The 17635-nt window shown below is 64.7% G+C and carries 17 protein-coding genes and 1 rRNA gene; 10 read left to right on the top strand and 8 right to left on the bottom strand.

Features of this window, described 5'->3' with window-relative positions; translation table 11 throughout:
- Together EPL01_RS21000 and EPL01_RS21005 are read right to left on the bottom strand one after the other, a co-directional pair.
- A 16S ribosomal RNA gene (locus EPL01_RS21000) occupies positions 1 to 932 on the bottom strand; the annotation flags it as partial.
- 1092 nt (positions 933 to 2024) lie between these two features.
- On the bottom strand, positions 2025 to 2333 hold the full coding sequence (locus EPL01_RS21005) for a DUF5779 family protein (protein WP_135827241.1): 309 nt from the start codon (positions 2331 to 2333) through the stop codon (positions 2025 to 2027).
- 185 nt (positions 2334 to 2518) lie between these two features.
- On the opposite strand from EPL01_RS21005, the gene EPL01_RS22750 reads away from it, so the two are divergent.
- On the top strand, positions 2519 to 2638 hold the full coding sequence (locus EPL01_RS22750; protein ID WP_449272277.1) for a DUF7503 family protein: 120 nt from the start codon (positions 2519 to 2521) through the stop codon (positions 2636 to 2638).
- Here EPL01_RS22750 and EPL01_RS21010 read toward each other — a convergent pair.
- The 3 genes from EPL01_RS21010 to EPL01_RS21020 all read right to left on the bottom strand — a co-directional run bounded on the left by EPL01_RS21010 (position 2635) and on the right by EPL01_RS21020 (position 6153).
- Complete coding sequence (locus EPL01_RS21010; protein ID WP_135827242.1) at positions 2635 to 4785, bottom strand: hypothetical protein; 2151 nt, start codon at positions 4783 to 4785, stop codon at positions 2635 to 2637. The genes EPL01_RS22750 and EPL01_RS21010 overlap by 4 nt on opposite strands.
- A gap of 8 nt (positions 4786 to 4793) precedes the next feature.
- Entirely contained in the window at positions 4794 to 5498 is a 705-nt protein-coding gene (locus EPL01_RS21015; RefSeq protein ID WP_135827243.1) for a DUF7504 family protein, read from the bottom strand.
- 202 nt (positions 5499 to 5700) lie between these two features.
- Positions 5701 to 6153, bottom strand: coding sequence for a ferritin-like domain-containing protein (locus EPL01_RS21020; protein ID WP_135827244.1), 453 nt, complete (start codon positions 6151 to 6153; stop codon positions 5701 to 5703).
- A gap of 277 nt (positions 6154 to 6430) precedes the next feature.
- Here EPL01_RS21020 and EPL01_RS21025 point away from each other — a divergent pair, with 277 nt between their 5' ends.
- From EPL01_RS21025 to EPL01_RS21060, 8 genes are all read left to right on the top strand, one after another.
- Positions 6431 to 7687 (top strand): LeuA family protein, encoded by a 1257-nt coding sequence (locus tag EPL01_RS21025; RefSeq protein ID WP_135827245.1) that lies wholly within the window; start codon positions 6431 to 6433, stop codon positions 7685 to 7687.
- Positions 7688 to 8153: 466 nt separating this feature from the next.
- The gene (ilvB, locus tag EPL01_RS21030) at positions 8154 to 9965 is read left to right on the top strand and encodes a biosynthetic-type acetolactate synthase large subunit (protein WP_135827246.1); all 1812 of its coding nucleotides are present in this window, start codon (positions 8154 to 8156) and stop codon (positions 9963 to 9965) included.
- Positions 9962 to 10675, top strand: a complete 714-nt coding sequence (gene ilvN / locus EPL01_RS21035; RefSeq protein WP_135827247.1) for an acetolactate synthase small subunit — start codon at positions 9962 to 9964, stop codon at positions 10673 to 10675. The genes ilvB and ilvN overlap by 4 nt, the downstream gene beginning before the upstream one ends.
- A complete protein-coding gene (gene ilvC / locus EPL01_RS21040) occupies positions 10668 to 11747 on the top strand; it encodes a ketol-acid reductoisomerase (RefSeq protein ID WP_135827248.1) in 1080 nt (359 codons plus the stop codon). Before ilvN ends, ilvC begins: the two co-directional genes overlap by 8 nt.
- A gap of 4 nt (positions 11748 to 11751) precedes the next feature.
- Positions 11752 to 12114 (top strand): DUF7989 family protein, encoded by a 363-nt coding sequence (locus EPL01_RS21045; RefSeq protein WP_368279647.1) that lies wholly within the window; start codon positions 11752 to 11754, stop codon positions 12112 to 12114.
- A gap of 183 nt (positions 12115 to 12297) precedes the next feature.
- Positions 12298 to 13734, top strand: coding sequence for a 3-isopropylmalate dehydratase large subunit (leuC, locus tag EPL01_RS21050; protein ID WP_135827249.1), 1437 nt, complete (start codon positions 12298 to 12300; stop codon positions 13732 to 13734).
- Complete coding sequence (gene leuD / locus EPL01_RS21055; RefSeq protein ID WP_135827250.1) at positions 13731 to 14414, top strand: 3-isopropylmalate dehydratase small subunit; 684 nt, start codon at positions 13731 to 13733, stop codon at positions 14412 to 14414. Before leuC ends, leuD begins: the two co-directional genes overlap by 4 nt.
- 1 nt (position 14415) lies before the next feature.
- A complete protein-coding gene (locus EPL01_RS21060; protein WP_135827251.1) occupies positions 14416 to 15402 on the top strand; it encodes an isocitrate/isopropylmalate dehydrogenase family protein in 987 nt (328 codons plus the stop codon).
- 64 nt (positions 15403 to 15466) lie between these two features.
- Here the strand turns inward: EPL01_RS21060 and EPL01_RS21065 are convergent, their stop codons facing one another.
- On the bottom strand, positions 15467 to 15700 hold the full coding sequence (locus EPL01_RS21065; RefSeq protein WP_115863977.1) for a DUF7563 family protein: 234 nt from the start codon (positions 15698 to 15700) through the stop codon (positions 15467 to 15469).
- 250 nt (positions 15701 to 15950) lie between these two features.
- Here EPL01_RS21065 and EPL01_RS21905 point away from each other — a divergent pair, with 250 nt between their 5' ends.
- Positions 15951 to 16103, top strand: a complete 153-nt coding sequence (locus tag EPL01_RS21905) for a DUF7557 family protein (RefSeq protein ID WP_168215974.1) — start codon at positions 15951 to 15953, stop codon at positions 16101 to 16103.
- A gap of 6 nt (positions 16104 to 16109) precedes the next feature.
- Here EPL01_RS21905 and EPL01_RS21070 read toward each other — a convergent pair whose 3' ends face one another.
- Complete coding sequence (locus EPL01_RS21070; RefSeq protein ID WP_135827252.1) at positions 16110 to 16847, bottom strand: phosphatidylserine decarboxylase; 738 nt, start codon at positions 16845 to 16847, stop codon at positions 16110 to 16112.
- A complete protein-coding gene (locus tag EPL01_RS22120; protein ID WP_210424219.1) occupies positions 16847 to 17314 on the bottom strand; it encodes a DUF5799 family protein in 468 nt (155 codons plus the stop codon). Before EPL01_RS22120 ends, EPL01_RS21070 begins: the two co-directional genes overlap by 1 nt.
- Positions 17315 to 17635 lie beyond the last annotated feature (321 nt).

Here is a 17635-nt window from a genome sequence, read left to right on the forward strand (position 1 = left end):
GCTGGTGAGATGTCCGGCGTTGAGTCCAATTAAACCGCAGGCTCCTCCGGTTGTAGTGCTCCCCCGCCAATTCCTTTAAGTTTCATCCTTGCGGACGTACTTCCCAGGCGGCTCGCTTCACGTCTTCACTGCAGCACAGCACACACTCGTAGTGTGTGCCATACTTAGCGAGCATCGTTTACAGCTAGGACTACCCGGGTATCTAATCCGGTTCGTGACCCTAGCTTTCGTCCCTCACCGTCGGGTCCGTCTTCTCGAGGCGCTTTCGCCACCGGTGGTCCGTCCAGGATTACGGGATTTCACTCCTACCCCGGACGTACCCCTCGAGTCTTCCGGCCCCAAGCCAGCTGGTTTCCGCCGGGCGCCCACGCGTTAAGCGCGTGGATTTCCCGACGGACCTGTCTGGCTGGCTACGGACGCTTTAGGCCCAATAATAGCGGCCATCACTTGGACTGCCGGTATTACCGCGGCGGCTGGCACCGGTCTTGCCCAGTCCTTGTTCCTGAACCTCCCTACGGTTCAGAAAAGCGAGGACTATATGCCCTCGCACTCGGAGTCCCCTTATCGCACTATCGTGCAGTGTAAAGTTTTCGCGCCTGCTGCGCCCCGTAGGGCCCGGAATCTTGTCTCAGATTCCGTCTCCAGGCTCTTGCTCTCACAACCTGTACCGATTATCGGCACGGTGGGCCGTTACCCCACCGTCTACCTAATCGGCCGCAGCCACATCCTATGGCGCCGTAGCATTTCTGACTCTCGTCACTCCAGACTGAGAGTCGTATCCAGCATTAGCCTCAGTTTCCCGAGGTTATACTGGTCCGTAGGGTAGTTTGGCCACGTGTTACTGAGCTATCTGCCACGGGTCTGAACCCGTGCGACTAGCATGGCTAAAGCGGACTCCGATAGCAATGGCCTCCGGCAGGATCAACCGGAATGGTTGCCGAGCAGAATGCTCGGTGGGTTTCTGGCGGAGACACGCTATCGTGTCTATCTTCTATGGTCCGTTAGTTCGACGACCTCGTTCGTGTTGCCGACCGAGTGTCACCGAACTACCAGGGCTAACATCAGATCCCATCGTGTACGGCGGACCGCAGGGGTGGAATCCTCATTGGTGAATGACTGTCAGACGAATTGAACGCCCGACTATCACTTCGGATCTTCTTCGCATTACGGTTCAAGGAACCCTTACTACTTAAGGGCACCGAACCGCGTTCGTCCTTCGGTGGGAAGACCCCCGAAGGCTCGTCACATCCAATCCAAGTACCCTGTTACACTTAAGGGCGTCGGATTAGGTGTGGTGCGGCCCTCGCAAATCGCACGAGGGCGCTCACACCCAATCCGAGTAGCCTATTGCACTTAAGGGCGTCGGATTGGAGCTTGTTTCGGAAGACCGGCCGAGACGCCGTAAAAAGGCGTCGATTCTCGCCGTCTTCCGGAGGCCCAAACCACCGGACCTCGTTCGCATTCAAACGAATGGCCGGGTTACACTTAAGGCCGTCGAACCAAGCCGCCTTCGCGGTGAATTGACGTGCCAACCTCGGTAGGAGATTCCATGGGTCTGCGAGACGAATTGCTGGGAGAGAGCGAGCCTCTCACCTATCGTGTTTTTTGCTGTCTCCCAATCCAATTCGCCCACAGGCGCACGCGCAAAGTACAATACTAATTCGCCGACGTTCCGCTCTACGTGGAAAAGCCACCGAGCGGTCGAGAACCAGACCGCACGCTCGAATAGTCGTAGTACAGACCGAGAGTACCGAAATGTCACCCGGAACACTAACCTCCAGCGTCATCCCGTGGCGGCATGCCGAGTCTGCTGGCAAACCCTCGTGCCGGGCGGATGCTGTCGTCCAGCACCAGACTGCTGTTCGAGGAGCAACCACTGCTGTTCGAGGAGCAACCTCGTGACTGTCGCGTACCCGGGTTCTCCGCGCTGTCATCGCTCCCGAGTGGGAACGCTCGGGCGGGGACTTGAGGTACGCACTCGCCGGTAGGCGCTCGCGGGGATTAAGCGTTTCCGACCGTGCGGCTCAGAGCCGACTCGAATCTACGCTCACGCTGGCGGGCGTGACGAGGAGGAACTCTCGGAAGTGAACCAAATTCCCACCGCGTTCTTTGACCCGCGGAACGAGGTCCTCGGCCAGCTCCGGTAGGTCGCCTTCGACCGCGAGGACGAGGACGTCCCCGCGGTCCACGACCTCGAACCACTCGCGCTCGTCGGTCGTCCCGTCCAGCGTTCCGAGGACGATGCTCCGGTCAGTCTGCCCGTCGTCGCCGTCGGCGCTGTCTTCGATTTCCTGCTCGACCGTCTGAAGGTCGAGGTCGAAAGCTCTGGTCATATGCGCTCGCTCTCACTCCCCCGGCAAAGTCCTTGCCCCCTGAAGACCCTCAGGCACCCGCACATTTTAAATAAATTGCCGTAACCTTTTTCAAGAAGTTTTCTATTATCATCTTTTAAATAGATTCAATATCGTGAGAGTCGTTGTCAAAAGTGGTCATGGCACGAACCAAGGCACACGGCAAGATGGCAGACTACCTCGAAGCACACCCGCGGATGATTGGCGCACTGTTCACGATTTGTGTTCTGCTGATGGAAGCAGGGAACGTGGCCGCAAACGCAGCGGCAACAAATAACGGTCCTTAAGGCTGCAATTCCTCGATAGAGATTCTGTCACTCCAGAAGAGCTCACCGTCTTTCGTAATCGGAAGCACTTCCAAATCGAGGAAATCGCTTAGTTCCGAGGAGTTTACCTCGAAGCTATCGAGCGTTCCAGCAGCTATGTATCGAGTATCCGTTTCCACCAAGTTCGGCGTTTGGATGGACCCGATACCGTAGTTAGCCGCGGGATACGTCTTAATTTCGGCATTGAACATTCTAGTCTCACCTTGGGTAATTCGAAGGTGGACTGGACAACCACTCTCACTCTGACACAGCGTCAACCCGCCGTCGCCGACGGTCGAGTACTGGTAGGCGGGCGCGATGGTGTCCTTCACGATGGAGAGGGCCACTCGGAGCGGGAAGCCGCAGTTCAGCAGTCGCGCCAAGGTCTGGCCGATTTCGGTGGCGACGCTGTTGGCGATTTCCGCGAGGGTGACGACCCCGCCGTAGCTTCCGGACTCGACCAGCGCCTCGCCCTGCGCGTAGGACCGACAGGCGTTGAGGACGAACGCCTTCACGTTCACCTCCGAGAGCGTCCGGGCGTCGAGGTGGCCGTCGGGGCATCGCATCCCTCGGTCGTCCACGTGGCCGATGTAGTGCAGAAAGTCCGCGGGTTGGGCCAGCAGGTCTCGCAGCTCGTCGGTCGTCAGTCCGTGGTGGACCGACACGTCGAACTGGAGGAGGTCGCGCAGGCCGTAGAACTCCTCGACGACGCCCTCCTCGCGCATGCGTTCGTCGTTGCAGACGACGTGAATCTCGATGTCGGTCTTCTCGGGGGCCGACCGCTCGACCCGCCGCCGGTAGGATTCGACCGTCGCCTTGTTCGCGCCGACGGGGAACCCGTCGCCGACCCACGCGTGTTCGACCGTCTCGACCGGTTCGGGGTTGAAAATCTCGCGCTGAGACGGCAGGGCGGGAGCGGTGTCGGTCGTGCTTCGGGTGAAGTCGTCGCTCGCCGTGCCTCCATCTACCTCCGCCTCCGAAGCCGCACCGCCGGATTCTGCGGAATTGCTCCGGAAGAACTCGTCGATGGGGTCGGGCGTCGGACTCACCGAGGCCGCGGTCGGTTCGCCGGGACACCGGACCAGCGCGAGGTCGTTCGCCACGAACGGGAGCACCTCGGCGTTGTCGGGGGTCGCCATCACGTCGGTCGTCAGGTTCCAGTCGGGCACGTGGTCGGCGACCGCCTCGAACGGCACCGAGAGGTGCGCTTCGAGGCGCTCGGCCAGCGGCCGGTCGTAGAGGTCGGCGAAGTCCAAATCCACCGCGTCCTCGACCTGCTCGCGCTCGTGGAGGTCCACCTGATAGTAGCCCTCGGTTCGGGTCACGCAGTCCAGCAGGAACGTCTGGCGCAGGACGCGCCCGACCGTCTTCTCGTAGCCGAGCGGTCCGTCGAGGTCGTACTCGAAGCCACTCTCGGTGACGAGTCGGGGGTCGTCGCCCGGCACGACTTCGGCCCCGAGGTAGTACGAAAGCGACGCCGCCGGGTAGACGTACTCGAAGTCGGCCGGAACCTCGATGCGGACGCCCGTGTCCGGGCGCTCGATTCCCTCGGGCGCGTCGAACTCCTCGCCGACTTCGATGAGCGGCGGATGACCTCGGAGCGTCGGAAAACTCCGCTCGGGCGAGGTGGTCTTCAGCGCCGACCCGAGGAGCGAAATCGCGCCCATTGCGCCGACCGGGTCGGGCGTCGTCGTAATCGTCCCGGCGGGTCGGTCGTGGAAGGACCGCGCGCCGACTGCGACTTCGGTGGGCCGGTCGAACGCGACGGTGACGGTCGAGTCGTCGTGGCGCACGTCGATTGCACTCTCGACCGACAGGTAGAGTTTCATCGGCGCGGTGCTGAGTTCGACGTTGTACGCGCCCGACTCCAGCGACCGATTCGCGTGGTCGGCGTTGTCGGCCACGAGGTCCCCGGATTGGGTCCGGACGAGGACGTTGGCCAGCTTCGGCACCACGACGGCGCTCGTCTCGACCGTAATCGCGGAATCGACGGGGAAGTAGAACTCGTCGGTCGCCACGGGCGTCGGTTCGACGGCCGCGGGGGTGTACAACTCGAAGCGGGCGTTCTCGATGGGGTCTGCTATCTCGATGCCGGTCCGGTCAGAGGATACCGTGAACGTCGGGTCCATGAATCACCTCACAGGCGCACCCAGTCGGTCGTTTGCTCGTACTTCGGTACGTGCCAGCGCTGTTCGGTCGGGAGTCCGTCGCGCTTGCGGAGTTCGATTCGCGCGTCGAACAGCGGCGAGAGCCGACGTACCATCTCGTCGTCGTCCTGTCGCGGCAGGTGGTAGTGGGCCATGCCACGCACGCCCTGCACCATCGCCGCGACCGACCGGACGAACCGTGCAACCGCGTCGGCGTCGTGTTCGTGGGCGAGTCGGCCGAGCGACGACACCGACAGTCGAAGCTCTGACGGACCGAGACCGTCGTCTTCGTTCTGGAAGTAGTCGACGGCGGCGATTATCTCCTCGCGCAGGTGCGTCAGCGCGTCCGTGTCGTCGCCGACGGTCGGAAAGTTCACGTCGCCGCTCCGGGCGGCCTTCGGTGCCGACCGCTGGCACGTCTGTTGGTCGATTATCCACACGTCCGAGTCCTCGGAATCGACGCCCGGCGGCAGGCGCTCGGCGACGTTGCCCCGCCGCGAATTGGCGAGGGCGACGACGCGCTTGCGGTCGGCGTTCGGCGCGCCGAGCAACGTTCGGGTCGCCTGCACGGTCACGTCTTTCGATACCGTACCGGTCACCAGTAGGTTGCAACCGTCGTGCTTGAACCGTTTCAACACCTCCTGAAACTCGTGGGTAGCGCAGTCCCCGCGAAAGCTTGCCCGCTGGAGTGACATCTCGTCTCATACCACATAGCCAGTGAAAATAAAATTTTGTATTCTTTCGGAACAGAATACAGTGGTTCATCCGGCTATATACGTATCTGTTAACCAACCCATACTCCTCGGTCCCCATACGACGAGAACGAGTAGCGACCGACTAAAACATGGCGGCATGCCATGTCATGCCAATACCTTAAAATCGGCGATATCGGCGACTTCAGTCCTCGACGTACTCGCGCTTGAACCCGCGGAACTCGGTCCGGTGGGCCTCCTCGTCGCTCAGAATCGTCACGGCGATGTCCTCGGTTACCGGGTCCTCGTCGCCAGCCGCCTTGATGAGCGCGCGGTAGGTCTCGATTGCGTCCTCCTCGGCGTCGAGGACGCCCTCGATAACGGACAGTACGTCGGTGCTGTCCTCCGGCGGCTGGAGGCTCTCCTGACGCGCCTCGAAGTCGTAGGAGGCTGGCGGGCGCTCGTCGAGTTGCTTGAGACGGTGGCCGAGCATCTCGGCGTGGTTGAGTTCCTCCTGAATGTCGGCTTCGAGACTCTCTTTGACCTCTTCGGCGCTCACGCCGTCGAGGACGATGGAGTTGGTCAGGTAGTTCATCACGGTTTCGATTTCGTCGCTGTACGCCTTCTTCAGTAGGTCCGTGACCTCCTCGGATGTCATGCACGGAAGCTACGACAGCCAGCCTCCTTACTGTTCTGGCGTCTCGTACTCCGAGGAGCCGTCGGCCTCGCAACGCGCCCGAGAAAATTCACACCATATTTCCAGTGAATCAACAGGGAGAGACCGACCGAAAAACGTCCGGCGACGAGCCTAGTTTAAGGACGATTAATGACCCACCAACAATTACAGGCCGTTTCAGTCGGGCGATTTCCGCGAGAGAGTCGCGTCGAATTACATGTTATTCGGCCGTAACAACCTGTCTCTGCGAAGCCTTTAAATACGAGAAAGTGGCCAGCACGAGGTACGATGTCTGACAACGACATGCGCTCGTCCGATACCAGTCGGGCGGGTCGAGTTCTTCGACGGTACGCTGAGAACTAACACGGAATTCGAGTCTGCGCGAGTCTTCGACACGACTCTGCGCGACGGTGAGCAGGCACCGCGCACGTCCTTCTCCTACGACGAGAAGCGAGCGATCGCTGAGACCTTGGACCAGATGGGCACCCACGTCATCGAAGCGGGGTTCCCGGTCAACTCCGACGCCGAGTTCGAGGCCGTCAGCGACATCGCCGCGAGCACCTCCGCGACCACTTGCGGACTCGCTCGCGTCGTGGACAAGGACGTCGAAGCGGCAATCGACTCCGGCGTCGAGATGGTCCACGTCTTCGCCTCGACCAGCGACGTGCAGATAGAAGATTCGATGCACGCGACCCGCGAGGAGGTCCTCTCCCGCTCGGTCGAAGCGGTCGAGCGAGTCAAGGAGGCGGGCGTGACTGCGATGTTCTCGCCGATGGACGCCACCCGGACCGACGAGGAGTACCTGAAGACGGTGGTCCGAGCGGTCTCGGAGGTCGGCGTCGATTGGATCAACATCCCCGACACCTGCGGGGTCGCCACGCCCACCAGATTCGCCGACTTGGTGACGTTGGTGGACGACAACACCGACGCCAGAATCGACGTTCACACCCACGACGACTTCGGCATGGCAAGCGCCAACGCCGTCGCCGGGTTCGAGGCCGGGGCCGACCAAGCCCAAGTCTCGATAAACGGCATCGGCGAGCGCGCCGGAAACGCCGCCTACGAGGAGGTCGTGATGACCGTCGAGTCGGTCTACGGCGTCGATACCGGCATCGACACCACCCACATCTCGGAAGCCTCCGCGATGGTCGAGGAGTACAGCGACGTCCCGGTTCCCGCGAACAAGCCCGTCACGGGCGACAACGCTTTCGCCCACGAGTCGGGCATCCACGCCGCGGGCGTCATCGAGAACTCCGACACCTTCGAGCCGGGTGTCATGACCCCCGAGATGGTCGGCGCGGAACGGGAGTTCGTGCTGGGCAAGCACACCGGCGCGAACTCGGTCCGCAAGCGACTGGAGGACCGCGGCTTCGCCCCGACCGACGCCGAGGTCCGGAAGGTCACTCGCCGGGTGAAAGACTACGGCGCGGAGAAGAACCGCGTCACGGTCGCCGACCTCGAACGGTTCGCCCGCGAGGTCGGCGTTACTCGGAAGGAACGGGAGGCCAGCGCCTGATGCCCGTTCCCGTCGTCGCCCACGCCGACCAGCGGCGCGCGGCGCGTTCCGGAGCGAGCGTGACCCGCTCCGGAGCGAGTGTGGCGCGTTCCGGAAGCGGTGTGGCACAGACGCGCCCTTCGCGCAAGGGTTGCCACGCGGGAAAGGGTTATACCCGTCCGCGTCGGTACGTACCCAGTAACGATGCGACAGTCAGCGACCGTCCCGCGACCGCTTCTGGGGAGCGGCGCGACTGTCGAGCGCGTCATTATTGTAGGGGCCTGAGCCCCTACACCACCACTTCTTCCGACCGGTCCGCAACTGCACCGAACTCTGCATCGACTTCGAACCGCCCAGCACGCGCTCGACAAATCGTGACACCAACCGACACGACACCAACCAGCAACGCACCGACCGAGAAGTATCGCTCCTCGTATCGCCCGATAACTACCCGCGCTAAAAGCAGAGCGTTCGGAGGTGACCGAACGTGAGCGAACCCGCGCCGCCGCGATTCGACGGCGAGGAGGCCGACACCGGCGAACCGACCGCCGACGGCTCCGACCCGATTACCGAGAGCGAAGCGACCGAAATCCAGACCGGCGCGCAGTCGGTCGTCGCGGCGCTCGAACGCGCCGGGGCCGAGACGCTGTTCGGCGTGCAGGGCGGGGCCATCATGCCCGTCTACGACGCGCTGTACGACTCGGAGTTGCACCACGTCACGATGGCCCACGAGCAGGCCGCGGCCCACGCCGCCGACGCCTACGGCATCGTCTCGGGCACGCCGGGGGTCTGTCTGGCGACCTCGGGACCGGGCGCGACCAACCTCACCACAGGAATCGCGGACGCCGACATGGACTCGGACCCGATGGTCGCGCTGACCGGACAGGTGCCGACCGACTTCGTGGGCAACGACGCCTTCCAGGAGACCGACACCACCGGCCTGACCGCGCCCATCACGAAGACGAACTACTTCGCCCAGCACGCCGACGAGGTCGGCGACACGGTGGGCGAGGCGTTCGCGCTGGCGAGCGAGGGCCGACCCGGCCCGACGCTGGTCGACCTCCCGAAGGACGTGACGAACGGCGAAACAGACGCCGAACCGGGCGAGGCCGAAACTCCCGAGACCTACAACCCGCAGACGGTCGCCGACGAGGAGGCCGTCCGCGATGCGGCCCGAACGCTCGAAGCGGCCGAGAAGCCCGTCCTCCTCGCCGGGGGCGGCGTCATCAAGGGCGAGGCCAGCGAGGAGGTCCGCGAGTTCGCCCGGACCTACGGGATTCCCGTCGCCACCTCGATGCCCGCGGTCGGGGCCTTCCCCGAGGACGACGAGTTGGCGATGGAGATGGTCGGCATGCACGGCACGGGCTACGCCAACATGGCGACGACCCACTGCGACGTGCTGTTGGCGGTCGGGTGCCGGTTCGACGACCGCCTGACCGGCGGCGTCGAGACGTTCGCGCCCGACGCCGAAGTGGTCCACGTGGACATCGACCCCGCGGAGATTTCGAAGAACGTCCACGCCGACGTGCCCCTCGTCGGGGACGCCGCCACCGTCTTGGAGCAGGTCAGCGACGAGATGGGTCGCGCCTCCGACGCCGACCCGGAAGAAGTCGCCGAGGGCTACGACGAGTGGCGCGACCAATGCCGGGAGTGGAAAGCCGAGTACCCGATGGACTACGCCACGCCCGACGACGAACCGCTCAAGCCGCAGTTCGTCGTGGAGGCGCTCGACGAGGCCACCGACGACGACGCCATCGTCACCACCGGGGTCGGCCAGCACCAGATGTGGGCGGTCCAGTACTGGACGTTCAAGGAACCCCGGACGTGGGTGTCGAGCCACGGACTCGGGACGATGGGCTACGGACTGCCCGCCGCAATCGGCGCGAAGATGGCCGACCCCGACAAGGAAGTCGTCAGCTTCGAGGGCGACGGCTCCTTCCTGATGACGATTCAGGAGCTGGCGGTCGCGGTCCGCGAGAACCTCGACATCACCGTCGCGGTCCTCAACAACGAGTACATCGGGATGGTCCGCCAGTGGCAGGACGCCTTCTTCGACGGGCGTCGGGCGGCCTCCGAGTACTCGTGGTGCCCCGAGTTCGACAAGCTGGCCGAGGCCTTCGGCGCGGAAGGGTTCGCGGTCTCGGACTACGACGAGGTCGCAAGCGCCGTCGAGTCGGCGATGGCCTACGACGGTCCCTCGGTCATCGACTTCCGCATCGACCCCGCCGAGAACGTCTACCCGATGGTTCCCTCGGGCGGCGCGAACGGCCAGTTCGCACTCTCGGAGGACCAGCTATGAGTTCGGACGAAACTGAAGCGAGTCAGAGCGGCGCAGGATTGCAGGGTCCCGCCCCGGAGGAGCGACCCCAGCCGGAGGGACGCCGGAACCGCCACGGCGAGCGCATCGACACCGCGACCGACGCCGAGCAGGACACCCGGAACGCGGTCGTCTCCGCGCTGGTCGAACACGAACCCGGCGTGCTGGCGAAGGTCTCCGGGCTGTTCTCCCGGCGGCAGTTCAACATCGAGAGCCTGACGGTCGGGCCGACGACGGTTGACGGTCACGCGCGAATCACACTAGTAGTGGAGGAGACCGATTCGGGCATCGAGCAGATCAAAAAGCAGGTCGAGAAACTCGTCCCGGTCATCGCGGTCGGGGAACTCGGCGACGACGCGGTGCAGGCCGAGCTGGTCCTGCTGAAGGTCCGGGGCGAGGAGCCCGACAAGGTCCACGCCATCACCCAGATGTACGAGGGCCAGACGCTCGACGCCGGACCCCGGACCATCACGGTCCAAATCACCGGCGACCAGCAGAAGATCGACGACGCGGTCGACGCCTTCCGGCAGTTCGGCATCATCGAAATCGCGCGGACGGGCCAGACCGCGCTCGCTCGGGGCGACACCCCGACGACGCCCGGCGAGTCGCCCGCCGCGTCCGCCGAAAGCACAGCGAACACCCAGACAGCAGACGACTCCAAGAGCACCACGGCAAACGACAACGATGACTGACGAATTCGACACCACGGTATACTACGACGACGACGCGGACAGCGCGCAGATAGACGACAAGACGGTCGCGGTCCTCGGCTACGGGAGCCAAGGCCACGCCCACGCCCAGAACCTCGCCGACAGCGGGGTGGACGTGATTGTCGGGCTTCGAGAGGACTCCTCGTCGCGCGATGCCGCCGAGGCCGACGGCCTCGACGTTGCGACCCCGAAAGAGGCCGCCAGCGAGGCCGACATCGTCTCGCTCCTCGTGCCCGACACGGTCCAACCGGCGGTCTACGACGACATCCGGAGTGAATTGGAGGCGGGGGACACCCTCCAGTTCGCCCACGGGTTCAACGTCCACTACGGCCAAATCGAACCCTCCGAGGACGTGGACGTGACGATGATCGCGCCCAAGTCGCCGGGCCACCTCGTCCGGCGCAACTACGAGAGCGGCGAGGGCACGCCCGGCCTGCTCGCGGTCTATCAGGACGCGACCGGCGAGGCGAAAGCTGAGGCGCTGGCCTACGGGAAAGCCATCGGCTGTACCCGAGCAGGCGTGGTCGAGACCACCTTCCGCGAGGAGACCGAGACCGACCTGTTCGGCGAGCAGGCCGTCCTCTGCGGCGGCGTCACCGAGCTCATCAAGGCCGGATACGAGACGCTGGTGGACGCCGGGTACAGCCCCGAGATGGCCTACTTCGAGTGCCTGAACGAGATGAAGCTCATCGTGGACCTCATGTACGAGGGCGGGATGGGCGAGATGTGGGACTCGGTCTCCGACACCGCCGAGTACGGCGGGCTGACCCGCGGCGAGGTCGTCGTGGACGAGACCGCCCGCGAGAACATGGAGGAGGTCCTCGAAGAGGTCCAGAACGGCGAGTTCGCCCGCGAGTGGATCACCGAGAATCAGGCCGGACGCCCGGCCTACCGCCAGCGCCGCGTCGCCGAGAAGAACCACGACATCGAGGACGTGGGCGAGCGACTGCGGGACCTCTTTGCGTGGGCAGAAGACGAGACGGGAGACGCCGACGGCCAGACCGAGGAATCGAGCGACGAACAGACCACGGAGACAGCGACCGCGGACGATTAGAATCATGAACCGAGCCAACCGAGCCGACCGACAGACCCGAACCGACCGACAGACCCGAACCGACCGACCGAACCGGACCAACCGACAGACCGACGACTCGTCCCCGACCACGATGGGCGAGGTCAGCCACACCCATCCGCACACCGCCCGAGGAGCCATCAACCGGCCCTTCCAGCGCGGCCCGGTCGTGGCCGCCGACGGAGGGGAGCGGGAAGCCTACGACGAGACCGAGGCCGACGCCCGCGAGGAGGACGACGAGCGCGAGGGCGACCAGATGAAGGACGTGAACCACACGCCGCCCCACGGCGACGGCGCGAACCCCGTCTTCGAGCGCGGCAGAGAAGAACCGGTCGAGTCCGAAGAGTGAGTTCCGAGCGCCGATGAGTGTATCGACTGCTTTTTCGGACGCAACGTCGAACAGCGGCCGGTCCGAAGTACACAGAAGTGGTTATACGATGCCTAAAGAAATGTATTCCATGTCTAAAGAAACATATAGTGTAGTATCAGTAGCAAATAGAGCGCGGTCGGCGACCAGCGGAGGGCGGTCGGCGTGAGCGAGCGCACCCTCTACGACAAGGTCTGGGACCGCCACAAGGTCACCGAACTCCCGACCGGGCAGGACCAGTTGTTCGTCGGTCTCCACCTCATCCACGAGGTCACGAGTCCGCAGGCCTTCGGGATGCTCCGCGAGCGCGACCTCGAAGTCGCCTACCCCGAGCGCACCCACGCCACCGTGGACCACATCGTCCCGACCGAGGACCGCGACCGGCCCTACGAGGGCGCGGCCGAGGAGATGATGGCCGAACTGGAGGAGAACGTCCGCGATGCCGGCATCGACTTCTCCAGTCCCGACACCGGCAATCAGGGCATCGTCCACGTCATCGGTCCGGAGCAGGGCCTGACCCAACCCGGCATGACGGTCGTGTGCGGCGACAGCCACACCTCGACTCACGGCGCGTTCGGTGCCCTCGCCTTCGGCATCGGCACCTCCCAGATTCGGGACGTGCTGGCGACCGGCACCGTGGCGATGGAGAAGAAGGACGTGCGCCAGATTCGCGTCACGGGCGACCTCGGCGACTGCGTCGAGGCCAAGGACGTGATTCTCCAAATCATCCGCAAGCTCGGCACCGACGGGGGCGTCGGCTACGTCTACGAGTACGCCGGGGACGCCATCGAGGACCTCGACGTGGAGGGCCGGATGAGCATCTGCAACATGTCCATCGAGGGCGGCGCGCGGGCCGGATACGTCAACCCCGACGAGACCACCTACGAGTGGCTCGAAGACACCGACGCCTTCCGCGATGATCCGGACAAATTCGAGGAGCTGAAACCCTACTGGGAGTCGATTCGCTCCGACCCCGACGCCGACTACGACGACGAGGTCGTCATCGACGGCGACGACCTCGAACCGATGGTCACGTGGGGCACCACGCCCGGACAGGGCGTCGGCGTCACCGAACCGATTCCCGACCCGACGGACCTGCCCGAGGACAAGCGGGACACCGCCCGACGCGCTCAGGACCACATGGGCGTCGAGCCGGGCGAGACGATGGAGGGCTACCCCATCGACGTGGCCTTCCTCGGCTCGTGCACCAACGCGCGACTGCCCGACCTCCGGCGGGCCGCCCGACTCGTCGCGGGCCGCGAGGTCCACGACGACGTTCGCGCGATGGTCGTCCCCGGAAGCCAGCGCGTCAAGGCCGCCGCCGAGGAGGAAGGCCTCGACGAAGTCTTCGAGGAGGCCGGGTTCGACTGGCGCGGGGCCGGATGCTCGATGTGCCTCGGGATGAACCCCGACCAACTGGAGGGCGACGAGGCGTGCGCGTCCTCCTCGAACCGGAACTTCGTCGGGCGACAGGGGAGCAAGGACGGCAAGACCGTGCTGATGAACCCCCGGATGGTCGCCGCCGCCGCAATCGAGGGCGAAGTCACCGACGCCAGACAACTCCCGGAGACGGAGGTCGCCGACTCGGAGGTGGAAGCATGACCGACGAGACCGAGGAAATCGAGACGGTCGAACACGTCTCGGGCACGGGTATCCCGGTCCGGGGCAACGACATCGACACCGACCAAATCATCCCCGCGCGGTTCATGAAGGTCGTGACCTTCGACGGACTGGGCCAGTTCGCCTTCCACGACCAGCGATTCACCGAGGACGACGAGCCCAAAGACCACCCCTTCAACGAGGAGCAGTTCCGCGACGCCTCCGTCCTCGTGGTGAACGCCAACTTCGGCTGTGGCTCCTCGCGGGAACACGCCCCGCAGGCCCTCAAGCGGTGGGGCATCGACGCCGTCGTGGGCGAGAGCTTCGCCGAGATTTTCGCGGGCAACTGCCTCGCGCTCGGCATCCCGACGGTCACGGCCGACCCCGAGCAAATCGAGACCCTCCAGCGCTACGTCGAGGAGAACCCCGACGCCGAAATCTCGGTGGACGTGGAGGAGGAAACAGTCACCTACGGCGCGCCCGACGACGAGACGACCGAAATCGACGCCACCGTGGACGACGCCCAGCGCAAGGCGCTCGTGGAGGGCGTCTGGGACACGACCGCGCTCCTGAAGTCGAACGCCGAGACGGTCGCCGAGACCGCCCGGAGTCTGCCCTACGTCGAGACCGGGTCCGCCGAGACCGGGACCGCCGAGACCGAAACCGGCGAGGAGGCCGAGTGAGATGGCCGACCAGCCAGAGCAAATCGTCGTCATCCCCGGCGACGGCATCGGCAAGGAAGTCGTCCCCGCGGCCCGCGAGGTGCTGGAAGCGGTCGAACCCGACTTCGAGTTCGAGGAGGCGGAGGCCGGAGACGCGGTGAAGGAAGAGACCGGCGAGGCGCTTCCGGACTCGACCCGCGAACTCGCCGCCAGCGCCGACGCCACCCTGTTCGGCGCGGCGGGCGACACCGCGGCCGACGTCATCATCCCGCTCCGGCGCGCGGTCGAGTCGTTCGCCAACGTCCGGCCCGCCCGGGCCTACCCCGGCGTAGACGCGCTTCACCCCGAGACAGACCTCGTCTTCGTCCGCGAGAACACGGAAGGGGTCTACGCGGGCCACGAGTCCGAGATTGCGCCCGGCGTAACCACCCTGACACGGGTCGTTACCGAGGACGCTTCCGAGGAAATCGCCCGTTACGGCTTTCAATACGCCGAAGAACGCGGGTTAGACGTGACAATTGCTCACAAGGCGAACGTGATGCGGACCACCGACGGCCTCTTTCTGGCGACCGCCGAGGAGGTCGCCGACGAGTTCGACGTGCGCTACGACGACGCGCTGATGGACGCGCTGGCGATGCACCTCGTCCAGCGCCCCGAGGAGTACGACGTGGTCGTCTGCCCCAACCTCGCGGGCGACGTGCTGTCGGACCTCGCGGCGGGGCTGGTCGGCGGTCTGGGCCTCCTGCCGAGCGCGAATGTCGGCGACGAGCGCGCGCTGTTCGAGCCGGTCCACGGCACCGCGCCCGACATCGCTGGCGAGGGCGTCGCCAACCCCTCCGCGACGATGCTCTCGGCCGCGATGCTGCTGGAGTACCTCGGCCACGACGAGGCTGGCGAGCGCGTTCGCTCGGCAGTCGAGGCGACGTTAGAATCCGGCCCCCACACGCCCGACCTCGGCGGCGACGCGACCACGCGAGACGTGACTGACGCGGTGCTGTCGAAGCTGTAGCGTCCGAGAAACCTGCCCAATCGCATCTTCTCCCGTAGAACGATACTCGAAGCGGTCGAAACCGTTACCGAAGCGGTTCTCGGCCGCCGATGAGGTTGGTCGTGTCGACCTCGTCGGCCCGCGCACCGCCTTTCTTGACCTCTGTCGCGGTCATGCATTCCAGACAGCCGAATACCTCGTTGTGGTTGTTTCCGAAGACGCGTGCGAAGTCCCGCGTGACGAAGGAGCCACAGCTCTGGCATCGGTTCTCGGCCATCGTGTCGTCGCCGTTGGTGAGTCGATTGTCGGTCGTGGTCATGGCTGCGCGATAGATACACACAATCCTATCCACTTTGTTATCCAGTACCTACACCCCCGTAATCAACCATTAGCGGCCCCAGTAAGCGGTTGTTACGCGGTCTCTCTCCCGCTCGTTAATTTCGAAAAGATACCCCTAATTTAAGGTAGTGGGGTGAGAAATCCCGGCTTCGGTAACGAGGAGACCCGCACACGGTGGTTCTCGCCCCGCGCCCCGTGGTTTAAGAGGGTTGGCGGCTTACGATTGGGTGATGCCGAAGATTCAACTCGACGAGGACACGATAGAGCGCCTCGACAGTCTCCGGGTCGACGACGAGTCCTACGACGAAATCGTCACCGAACTCATCAACATCTACGAGGCCGAGGAGCGCACGCTCTTCCACGGCGGCGACTACAGCGGGTAGTCCTCGCTACTCTTTGGCCAGCACCGTCTCTCCCGCCCGGACTTTCTGCCCGCGCTCGACGGCGACGTCCGCGGGGTCGAACGAGGCCGGAAGTAGCACGTCGGCGCGACTCCCGAACGAGATGTGGCCGAGTCGCTGGCCTCGGTCGAGTTCGTCGCCGGGTTCGACGTAGGGGTGGATGCGCCGGGCGAACGCCCCGGCGATGAGCGTGACCTCGTGGTCCGGGAATCGGACGTGGAACTTCTCGTTTTTGTCCGACTCCTTGGAGAACGCCGGACGGTGCTTGCCGGGTTCGTGTTCGACGTCCTCGACTCGCCCGCCGAGGGGCGCGCGATTGACGTGAACGTCGGTGACGTTCATGAACACGCCGATACGGACGCGCTCGGACTCGCCGTCCGGGTCGGTTTCGCCATTTGGGCCAGTTTCGGCCTCCGAGACGCTCTCCTCGCGGACGACCGAGACTCGGCCGTCGGCGGGCGCGAGAACGCCCTCCTCGGGCGAGTTCCGCTCGGGGTCCCGGTGGAAGAGCAGGGCACCTGCACTCAACAGGGGTGCCGCCAGCCCCCACCGTCGCGCCCACTTTTTCGACCGCGCGAGGAGCGCCGCGGGAACCGCCAGCGCGAGCGCCAGCAGGGCGTAGCGCCACGCGCCCGGCGTGAACCCGTCGCCGAGCCGCCAGCGAGTCGCCTCGCGCTCTCGGCCCGTCGGTCGCTCGTCGTCCGAGGGTCCGTGCTCCCCGCCCATCAGTTCGCGGCGGCCTCGCGGACTTTGGCCCACTTACCCTGCGATTCGAGGCGCTGCTGGAGTTCGTCGGCGTAGGCCTGCGCGAGACGGCTGGCGTCGTCGATGCGGTCTTGGTCCGCGCCGCCTCCGCCGCCACCGCCGAGGCCGAGCGCGTCCTTCACCGAGTCGAAGACGCCGCCACCGCCGCCCTGCTTGCCGCCGCCTCCGCCGCCAGCGCCGCCAGCCATCGAGTTCATCTGGTTCCGGATGTTCTCCAACTCGGGCATCACCTGCTCGATTTTGGAGGTGTCGGCCACGATGCGGGCCTGGTCGGCGTCGCCGGGGTTCTCGATTTCGAACTCGACCGCGGTCATGATGAGGCCCCACTCCTGTCGGGAGAACTGCGAGTCCGTCACCTGCTGTGCGAACTCCTGGTCGACGGCCATCCGGTCGCCGACGATGAGGTCCTGCCACGCGCGTTCGGTCATACCGGACCCTTCGATTGGGGACCGTATCAGGGTTTTCCTGTCGCGCGGTCGAGTTCCGCCCGTTTCGCTACCGCCGGGACTCCTCGGCGGGAGCCTCCTCGGAGCGCGTCGAGGACGAGTGCGAGCGTTCACAACCATTGATAGATGGCACCGAAGTAACCTATGCAGTTTCTAAAGCAATGTAATTGTTCTTTAAACGGCACTGTCTAGTTAGCGCAGTTTAAGAAGTGAGCAGGTTGTAGCGGTTGTGTCCATGCAAGCCGCAAACCTGCTCAAAAGGACGTTAGACACCGCGACTCTTGAATGTTGGCAGCGGGAGCG

It is taken from the genome of Halorussus ruber (assembly GCF_004765785.1).
Classification (GTDB): domain Archaea; phylum Halobacteriota; class Halobacteria; order Halobacteriales; family Haladaptataceae; genus Halorussus; species Halorussus ruber.